This is a genomic window from Rhizobium sp. PEPV16 (assembly GCF_008919455.1).
Taxonomy (GTDB): domain Bacteria; phylum Pseudomonadota; class Alphaproteobacteria; order Rhizobiales; family Rhizobiaceae; genus Rhizobium; species Rhizobium leguminosarum_Q.
Genome location: NZ_VSZV01000167.1, coordinates 1 through 8702 on the forward strand (window position 1 = coordinate 1; position 8702 = coordinate 8702).

Sequence of the window (8702 nt, forward strand, 5' to 3'; positions counted from 1 at the left end):
CGGAAATGCTGCTCGGCTCCATGCTGGCCGGCATGGCCTTTGCCAACTCGCCGGTTGCCGCGGTGCACGCGCTCGCCTATCCGATCGGCGAGATCTTCGATGTGGGGCACGGCCTCTCCATTGCGCTGGTCCTGCCCTACGTGTTGGAATTCAACCGGCCGGCGGCCGAAGCGCTCTATGCCGAGCTCTCCGACGTTAACCAGCCCGGCTATCGCCGCCAGTCCGATGCGGCTGACGCTGCGGCCTTCATCGCCGAGATCGAGGCGATCTGCCGAGACTGCGGAGTGCCCGGCTCGCTATCGGCGGTTGGAATCGGCGAAGGCGATCTTTCCAAGCTGGCCAAGGATGCGATGAAGCAAAAGGAGCGTCTACTGGTCAACAATCCGCGCGAGCTCGACGACGATCAGGCCGGGGCGATTTATGCCAAAGCGCTTGCGGGAGTGAGCAGCCCATGACCCCGAGCTCGGACGACCAACCGGAATCTCCACATTCAACTTACGACATCGTCGTGACCTTTGTCGGCTTCGCGACACCCATTCCACTCCGCCCAATCCAGTATTTTTCCGCCCACGTAGCTGAAACAGCCGCAAATAATTGTTCGTCAGCTCAGTCGGCCGGCTTGGCACGAATCTTGAGAGCTATTGCGAGGCAGCGGAACGGCCACCGCATCCGCGTTGGGGTTAACCGCATTGCTTCGAACAAATGAAGGAACGCCGAGCATGGCAGCACCGCATCAGAGCGCATTCTATGGAAAGGGCGGAATTGACAAATCCACCAAGATTGTCTCCGCCGCCGAAGCCGTCGCGATCATCGGTCCGGGCGATACAGTCGCTTTTTCTGGCTTCGTCGGCATTGGCACGCCGGAGGCGGTGATCTGCGCCCTTGAGAAGCGTTTCCTCGAATCGGGCGAGCCAAGCAATCTCACCCTCGTCTTTGCCGCAGCACCGGGCGACGGCAAAGACAAGGGCCTCAACCGACTGGCGCATGACGGGCTGGTGAGGCGTCTCATCGGCGGGCATTACGGGCTAGTGCCGAAGCTGACGCAACTGGCGCTCAGCGGCAAGTGCGAGGCCTATAATCTGCCGCTCGGGGTCATGTCCCATCTCTACCCCGAGATCGCCAGGGGCAAGCCCTGGCTGATCTCGAAAGTCGGGCTTCGGACCTTCGTCGACCCGCGCAACGGCGGCGGCAAGCTCAATTCCAACACGACGGACGATCTCATCGTGCTGAGGGAGATCGACGGCAAGCCGTTGCTCTTCTACAAGACCTTCCCCATCGACGTCGCCATCCTGCGCGGCACGCGGGCCGATCCATCCGGCAATGTCACGATGGAGAAGGAGGCCGCGACGCTCGACAATCTGCACCTCGCCATGGCTGCCAAGGCCAGCGGGGGTATCGTCATCGTGCAGGTTGAGGGCATCGCCCCCGCCGACTCGCTGAACCCTCGCGATGTCAAAATCCCCGGCCACCTGGTCGACTACGTCGTCGTGGCCGCGCCGGAAGATCACATGCAGACCTATGCGACCCAATACAACGGCGCCTTCTCCGGCGATTTCCGTCCGCCGCCGGACAGCGCTGCCTCCATGAAACTGGACGAGCGCAAGATCATCGCGCGGCGCAGCGCTTTCGAACTGCGGATGGGCGATGTCGTCAATCTCGGCATCGGCATGCCGGAAGGGATTGCGGCGGTCGCGGCGGAAGAGAAGATCATCGACCTCGTCAAGCTCACCACCGAATCCGGCACCATCGGCGGCACCCCACAGAGCGGGCTGGATTTCGGCGCGGCCATTAACCCCGAATCGATCATAGACCAGAACCAGATGTTCGATCTCATCGACGGCGGCGGGCTGAGCTTCGCCTGTCTCGGCTTCGCGCAGGTCGATGCTCAAGGCAATGTCAATGTCAGCCAGTTCGGTGACAAACTCGCCGGCGCCGGCGGCTTCATCAACATCTCGCAGAACACCCCCCGCCTCGTTTTCTGCGGCAAGTTCACCCACGACGGCCAGGCGAAGTTCATCAAAGAGGTCGAGCAGATCACCTTTTCGGGCGAATATGCCCGCGAGGCGCACCAGACCGTGCTCTACGTCACCGAATGCTGCGTCTTCAAGCTGACCGCCGAGGGGCTGGAACTAATCGAGGTCGCACCGGCATTCGATATCGAGCGCGACATCCTCCGCTATATGAAGTTCCTGCCGATCATCCGCAAGCCGCGCGAGATGGCGGCGGAGATCTTCGTCGACGGGCCGATGAATCTGCACAAGCTGCTGACGGATCGCGCTCTTTCCGAGCGCATGGTGTTCGACGCAGAGCGCAACACGCAGCCGCCGGCTACGCGCCCGACGGGCCCCGCAAGTTCCATCCAACACTCGTAACCCCATCGCTTGAGGAGAAACCAGTCATGCCTACATCGCAGACCCCGCATATCCAGACGCTGACCAACCAGATCAACGAGATGCTCGCCAAGTTCAACATGCCGGGCGTCGATCCGGCAGCACTTGTTAGGGAACAGGCCAGGAATATCGAGGCCGTCGCGCAGGCCACGCGGGTTGCCAACAAGGGCGCCTACGGCGTCGCCGAAAAGCAGCTGGAATTGTTCCGCGCGGCTTCCTCACAGCTCCTGATGATGTTTGAGAATGCGGCCCTTGCCCCCAAGGAGCGTGGCGAACTGGCGAAACAGGCTTACGAGGTGGCGCTGAACGGCTCGCGCGAGATCACCAGCATGGCGGTCAAGGCCAGCGAAGACGCCTTCGCCATCGCCCGCCAACGCATGACCGAGAATTTCGAGCAGTTCCGCAAGGCCGCGACAATCCGAAAGGATACGTGAGGCCGGACCTGCCGAACGGAAAGCATAATTCGTGCATGACAATCCTCCACCCGTCGAGGTGATGGTGGAGCTTCGAAGAGCGTCCTAGGAGGGACAACGACAATGAACGGAAACAAGCAGGCGGCAGGCGTCTATCCAGTTCCGAAGCAATGGGCCGAGCGTGCTTTCATCGATGCGCAGCGCTACGAGGCGATGTATGCCGCCTCGATCGCCAACCCGGACAAGTTCTGGGGCAAGCACGGCAAACGCATCCATTGGTTCAAGCCCTATACCAAGGTCAAGAACACCTCGTTCGAGCCGGGTAAAGTCTCGATCAAGTGGTTCGAGGACGGCACCACCAATGTCTGCTATAATTGCGTCGACAGGCATCTGCCCGAGCGGGGCGACCAGACCGCCTTCATCCGGGAGGGGGACGACCCGAAGGATGACGCCCGCATCACTTATCGCGAACTGCACGCCCATGTCATGAAATGGGCGAACGTCCTGAAGTCGCAGGGCGTCCGGAAGGGCGACGTCGTCACCCTATACCTGCCGATGATCCCAGAGGCGGCCTATGCGATGCTCGCCTGCGCGCGCATCGGCGCGATCCATTCGGCGCTCTCCACCAATTGCCCCCCCAAAGTCTTGGCAAGCCGCATCGCCGATGCGGCGAGCACCGTCGTGGTCACCGCCGACCAGGGCCTGCGTGGTGGGCGCAAGCTGGAGCTGAAGGCCTGTACGGACGCTGCGCTGGACAATATTCCAGGAGCGGTGACAAGCGTAATCGTGGTCAAGCGCACCGGCGCACCCGTTGGGATGCTGAAAGGCCGCGACCACTATTATGACGATCTCGCCGAGACCGTCCCCGATCAATGCCCGCCAGAGGAGATGAAGGCGGAAGACCCGCTGTTCGTCCTCTTTACGTCAGGTTCCACCAGCAAGCCGAAGGCGGTGGTGCACACCACAGGCGGCTATCTCGTCTATGCCGCCATGACGCATCAATATGTCTTCGACTACCACGACGGCGACATCCACTGGTGCACTGCCGAAATCAGCTGGATCACCGGCCACAGCTACATTGTCTACGGGCCACTCGCCAACGGTGCGACGACGCTGATCTTCGAAGGTATACCGACCTATCCGAGCGCGTCACGCTACTGGGACGTCATCGACAAGCACAAGGTCAGCCTGTTCTACACCGCCCCCACGGCGATCCGCTCCTTGATGGGCCGGGGTGAGGACGCAGTGAAATCGAATTCGCTCGCCTCGCTCCGCCTCCTCGGTTCAGTCGGCGAGCCGATCGACCCGAAAAGCTGGGAATGGTATCACCGCGTCGTCGGCGGCGGTCGCTGCCCGATCGTCGACACCTGGTTTCAGACCGAGACCGGCGGCATCCTGATTACGCCGCTTCCCGGCGCCACCGACCTGAAGCCAGGCTCCGCCGGCGGCCCCTTCTTCGGCGTCAAGCCTGAGCTGGTCGATGAGGCGGGCGACGTGCTTGATGGCGTTGCACACGGAAACCTGGTGATCGCCGACAGCTGGCCGGGCCAGATGCGAACGCTTTACCGCGATCACGAGCGCTTCGAGCAGGAATATTTCTACCGCTATCCCGGCAAATATTTTACCGGCGATGGCGCCCGGCGCGATGCAGACGGCTATTACTCGATCACGGGCCGCGTCGACGACGTCATCAACGTCTCCGGCCACCGCATCGGCACGGCGGAACTCGAGTCCGCCCTAGTCGCCCACGCTAGCGTTTCGGAAGCCGCGGTGGTCGGCTATCCGCACGAGATCAAGGGGCTGGACATCTACGCTTACGTAGTCCTTATCGACGGCGAGGCTGCCTCTGACGAGCTGCGCAATGAACTCGTTTCCTGGATTCGCAGGGCGATCGGCCCGATCTTCACGATCGACAAGGTTCAGTTCGCGGTGGGTCTGCCGAAAACAAACTCGGGGAAAATCATCCGCCACATCCTGCGCAAGATCGCTGAGGACAAATGCACCGAGTTCGGTGACACCTCGACGCTCTCTAACCCCGCCGTGGTCGACCACCTGATAGACAACCGGCTGAACCGGAAGGCTGGCTGACGGGAGCACAAGATGAAGACGTGGGTTCCGGCGTGTCGCCTCATCGGGGCCGACGGGGCGATCAAGGGAAAGACAATGGCCAGATGTACGAAGGAGGGAACGATGAGATTGATCATCCTTGGACCGCCGGGGGCGGGCAAGGGAACGCAGGCAACGCGCCTGGCAGAGCGGCTGGGCGTGCCGCAGCTGTCGACGGGAGATATGCTGCGCGCTGCGGTCACCAAGGGCTCGCCGGTCGGCCTTGCTGCGCGCGACTTCATAGCGCGGGGCGAATTGGTTAGCGACGACATCGTCGTCAATTGCGTCCTCGAACGCATCGCCGAGCCGGGCGCTGCATCCGGCTTCATCCTCGACGGCTTTCCCCGCACGCTGGGACAGGCGCGGGCCCTCGACGAAGCGCTCGAACAGGCGCGCATCGAGCTCGATGCGGTGCTCGAACTGAAGGTCGTCGAATCCGTGCTCCTCGACCGCATCATCTATCGGGCGCGCGAGGCCAAGGCCGCAGGCCTGCCGGTGCGCGCCGACGACAATCCGGAGGCGCTGAAAGTCAGGCTCGAAGCCTACCGGACTCAGACGCAGCCGCTCGCGGACTACTACCGCACCGCCGGCCTCCTACGTACCGTTGATGGGCTGAGGCCCATCGATCAAGTTACGTCGAGCCTTCTTGCGGAATTGCGGCTCCATCGCAAACCCGAAAGCGAACAAACCAGTCTGTCGCGGGCCGAATTCGAATGAGTCAGGAAAGGTGATCCGAATTCGCGCTCCATGATGATCAAACAGGCAAAAACAGAGTGATCGCCCGCGAGGACATCTCCCACATGCCCGAGTTCATCAACGTGCGGTCGAGTCGGGAGGAGACGATACGCGAGGTCCAGAGGCTGCTCAAGGAGCATGGAAAGGAGGCGATCCGAACTTCGCGCTCGCCATTCTCGCGCGCTCATAGCTCCCAACGTTCTCTTTCTCCATTGGGAGTGTTGACGTGGGTTCTCTTTTTCTTTGGCCACAGCCCATAAGTACAACGATTGACAGGCGGCGCCCGGCAAGAGTCACTTTGCTCTCCTTGGTCCGTTACGTACGCTACCCTATTGTTTACAAATTAAAATTGAGTTGCGCACCTATGCGGGGCGTCTGTCGATTTGTTCTCAGCATATTGCGGAGTTAAGCGATGCAGATAGCCTACTACTATGGCAAGTACCGCCCGTCATCAGACGTAGAATACGCACGAGACGCCTTCGACTACGTAGGTGGCGCACTCATGCGGCACCCTGAACGGGAAGCGGAGCCGATACTCCGAACACTCGCTGCAGCATGCCTGATTATTTTAATTTGCGTCGCCGTGGCGTTTGCCGCCAAAAGCGGCGTCGGCGACCTCGACCGCGGGGACACCCGACTTCTAATCTCGGAATGCAAGGTGCACACATTACAGCGCAACCAATGCGCCTACGTGTTGGCTACAGCATTTCATGAAACTAGATGCCTTATGAAGCCGGTGCGCGAGACTCTCGCGATATCTGACTTTCAGGCGATTGCCCGTCTTGACAGCGCATGGGCAAAGGGCGGGCTGCCTTGGGTCTCCTCCCCATATTGGCGTAAAGGCTGGTTTGGGAGAGGATACGCCCAACTCACGCACAAGAAAAACTACCGCGCGGCCAGCATCAAGCTCGGCATTGATCTCGTTTCCGTTCCAGGAAGAGCACTGGTACCGGAAATTGCGGCGAAGGTGCTTGTCATGGGCTTGAAGGAAGGCTGGTATACCGGCAAGAAGCTCTCGGATTACATTAATCTTCGGGCAACCAACTTCATCGACGCTCGCCAAGTTATCAATGGAATGGATTGTGCGGATAAGATCGCGGCATATGCCGTCGCGTACGCCGCCGCCCTTGAGCAAGACGGCTATAGTGTGACGGAAGCTACAGCAAACGTCGCCGCTCCATAGCAGGAACTCACTACGGAAAGGCAAATCGCTCGTCCCGTTCCAGCGTCCTCGGGGCCAGGGCGATGACCGGGCCTGTCGCAAATTTTCTTAGTTAACCGTCTGTTGACGCTCGCCGGAGAAATTCTCGCTTCGAATTTGTGGAGCGAGCCTGTGATTCTGAATACCATTGCCGAGAAGCTGAAGCGCTGGTCGAAAGATGATTTCAAAGGGCGGCATTTCGAGCATGGCTCATCGTGCAGGCGGCGGCCTGGTATCTGCGCTATCCGCTCAGCTACCGAGGCCTTGAGGAGATGTTCCAAGAGCGCGGCTTCGAAGTGGACCACAGCACGATAACCGCTGGGTACTTGCCTATGCTCCGATGATCGAGAAGCGGCTGCGCTAGTTTCGGCGCTCGCATTGTGGTTCGGTCAGGATCGACGAGACCTACGTCAAGATCCGCGGTAAGTGGCGTTACCTGTACGGCAAGCCCGGCAAAGGCGATTGCATCGCCATGTTTCTCGATCGTGAGGGCAAGGTGCAGTCTGCCCATTTTCGGATGCCGGAAGCCAGACAAGCGAAAGGCAAGGGCGATCCGACCGCGCCCGGCGGCGAGGACGGAAACGAGGCTGCCATCGACGTTTCAGCCAAGACCCGGCCGGACGTGACCCGAAACGGCATCGACATGATCGGCGATTTCCGCACCGACGCGCTGCACGAGGCGCTGGCACGGGCCCCGATCGAGGACGATACGCTCATGGCAATGCTGGTGCGTGCGTTTGCTGGACAGAACGTCTCGGTCGACTCCGGCTCCGAAGCCTCCGGGCATCTCTATGGGTCCAGGCGGTTCGCCCGGCACGCTGCCCAGTTGATCGGCGAAAACGGCAAGCTGGAGGTCGACATCGACACGCTTCGTGTCGTGGCCAGGTTGACCCTGATCGACGCCCTGTCGGCGCGCACCAATCGTTCGGACAGCGGCGTCGTTGTCCGCATTGCCGGCGATGCCATCGGCGCCGACGCAGATCTTCCGAACATGGGCAAGGAGGAGTTCCTCACGTGCCTCACCCGCCCGGCTTTGGAAGCGTGCTGCGGCGGCACAAGTGTCGTTCCCTGCCCGCGCGTCAGGGACACCCGCGCTGCCCTTGTCGAGCACTTCAAGGAAGAGCGCTTCGTGCATCAGTCTGCCCTCTTCGCTCCCGATGACGCGAAGCTGGCCGAGTGGCTTGCCAAGAGCATGGAGGATTGTGGCAAGGACGTCTAATTGCCCGCCGGGGGATCGTTCCTTCCGGTCGAAGACACCCCACGCCGGACCGCGGAGCGGATCGCTGAGGAAGTTGTCTCGCTGCGCCCTCAATAAGAGAAAATTCAATGAGGGACGAAAGGCCTTCCCATCGAGTCGGGAAGTTTGTTGGCATGGCAGCTTATTGACAGTTGATTAATAACGGTTCTATATCGCCATGACGGTATAATAACTTTATAGATATGCGAAACCGTCAGGAGGCACTTTATGCACACTTTGAGAATACGCATAGTCAAGAGGCCAACCTCCTTGTCTCGGCGATTGAGAACGAGGGGGTCCGGTACATCTTCGGCACTCTCACAAAAGAAGGACTGTCGCAATGGCCCGCACCCGCAGAAGCCATTTCAAAAGACGAGATCGCCAGGGTGTATTTGTCGAGCCGCTGCAGAACGTATTTCAGCTCAATGCGTTCGGCCGACCGCTTTGCGACACGCCCGTTCAACATCCAATTCCGGTAAAGGAGCAGCCCATGGCTACCGTGAAAGTCGATATTAATAATTTCCAGTCGGAAGTTCTGGAATCCGCAGTACCCGTCGTCGTCGATTTCTGGGCTGAATGGTGCGGCCCGTGCAAGATGATTGCTCCGAGCCTCGAAGAAA

At 60.3% G+C, this 8702-nt stretch carries 7 protein-coding genes and 2 pseudogenes; all 9 read left to right on the forward strand.

From position 1 onward, the window contains the following. The coding region (locus tag FY112_RS03730; RefSeq protein WP_151517725.1) for an iron-containing alcohol dehydrogenase at window positions 1-455 on the forward strand (455 nt) is incomplete at its 5' end. Between the two features lie 264 nt (window positions 456-719). Continuing rightward, window positions 720-2372 (forward strand): CoA-transferase, encoded by a 1653-nt coding sequence (locus FY112_RS03735; protein ID WP_151517726.1) that lies wholly within the window; start codon window positions 720-722, stop codon window positions 2370-2372. Window positions 2373-2398: 26 nt separating this feature from the next. After that, window positions 2399-2824, forward strand: coding sequence for a phasin family protein (locus tag FY112_RS03740; RefSeq protein ID WP_151517727.1), 426 nt, complete (start codon window positions 2399-2401; stop codon window positions 2822-2824). 102 nt (window positions 2825-2926) lie between these two features. Beyond that, a complete protein-coding gene (gene acs, locus FY112_RS03745; RefSeq protein WP_151517728.1) occupies window positions 2927-4891 on the forward strand; it encodes an acetate--CoA ligase in 1965 nt (654 codons plus the stop codon). A gap of 102 nt (window positions 4892-4993) precedes the next feature. Then, the gene (locus tag FY112_RS03750; protein WP_151517729.1) at window positions 4994-5626 is read left to right on the forward strand and encodes an adenylate kinase; all 633 of its coding nucleotides are present in this window, start codon (window positions 4994-4996) and stop codon (window positions 5624-5626) included. 430 nt (window positions 5627-6056) lie between these two features. Beyond that, entirely contained in the window at window positions 6057-6827 is a 771-nt protein-coding gene (locus FY112_RS36570; RefSeq protein WP_181018142.1) for a hypothetical protein, read from the forward strand. Window positions 6828-6977: 150 nt separating this feature from the next. Further along, window positions 6978-7287: pseudogene (locus tag FY112_RS36575) on the forward strand (IS6 family transposase); the annotation flags it as partial. Further along, window positions 7282-8043, forward strand: a pseudogene (locus FY112_RS03760) (plasmid partitioning protein); the annotation flags it as partial. The pseudogenes FY112_RS36575 and FY112_RS03760, both read left to right, overlap by 6 nt. Before the next feature lie 379 nt (window positions 8044-8422). Further along, window positions 8423-8702: thioredoxin domain-containing protein (locus FY112_RS37395; protein ID WP_246700598.1), on the forward strand; the 280-nt coding region annotated here is incomplete at its 3' end.

Coding starts and splice junctions, on each gene's coding strand:
- acs (WP_151517728.1), top strand. CDS start 2,927: ATGAACGGAAACAAGCAGGCGGCAGGCGTCTATCCAGTTCCGAAGCAA.
- FY112_RS03750 (WP_151517729.1), top strand. CDS start 4,994: ATGAGATTGATCATCCTTGGACCGCCGGGGGCGGGCAAGGGAACGCAG.
- FY112_RS03735 (WP_151517726.1), top strand. CDS start 720: ATGGCAGCACCGCATCAGAGCGCATTCTATGGAAAGGGCGGAATTGAC.
- FY112_RS03740 (WP_151517727.1), top strand. CDS start 2,399: ATGCCTACATCGCAGACCCCGCATATCCAGACGCTGACCAACCAGATC.
- FY112_RS36570 (WP_181018142.1), top strand. CDS start 6,057: ATGCAGATAGCCTACTACTATGGCAAGTACCGCCCGTCATCAGACGTA.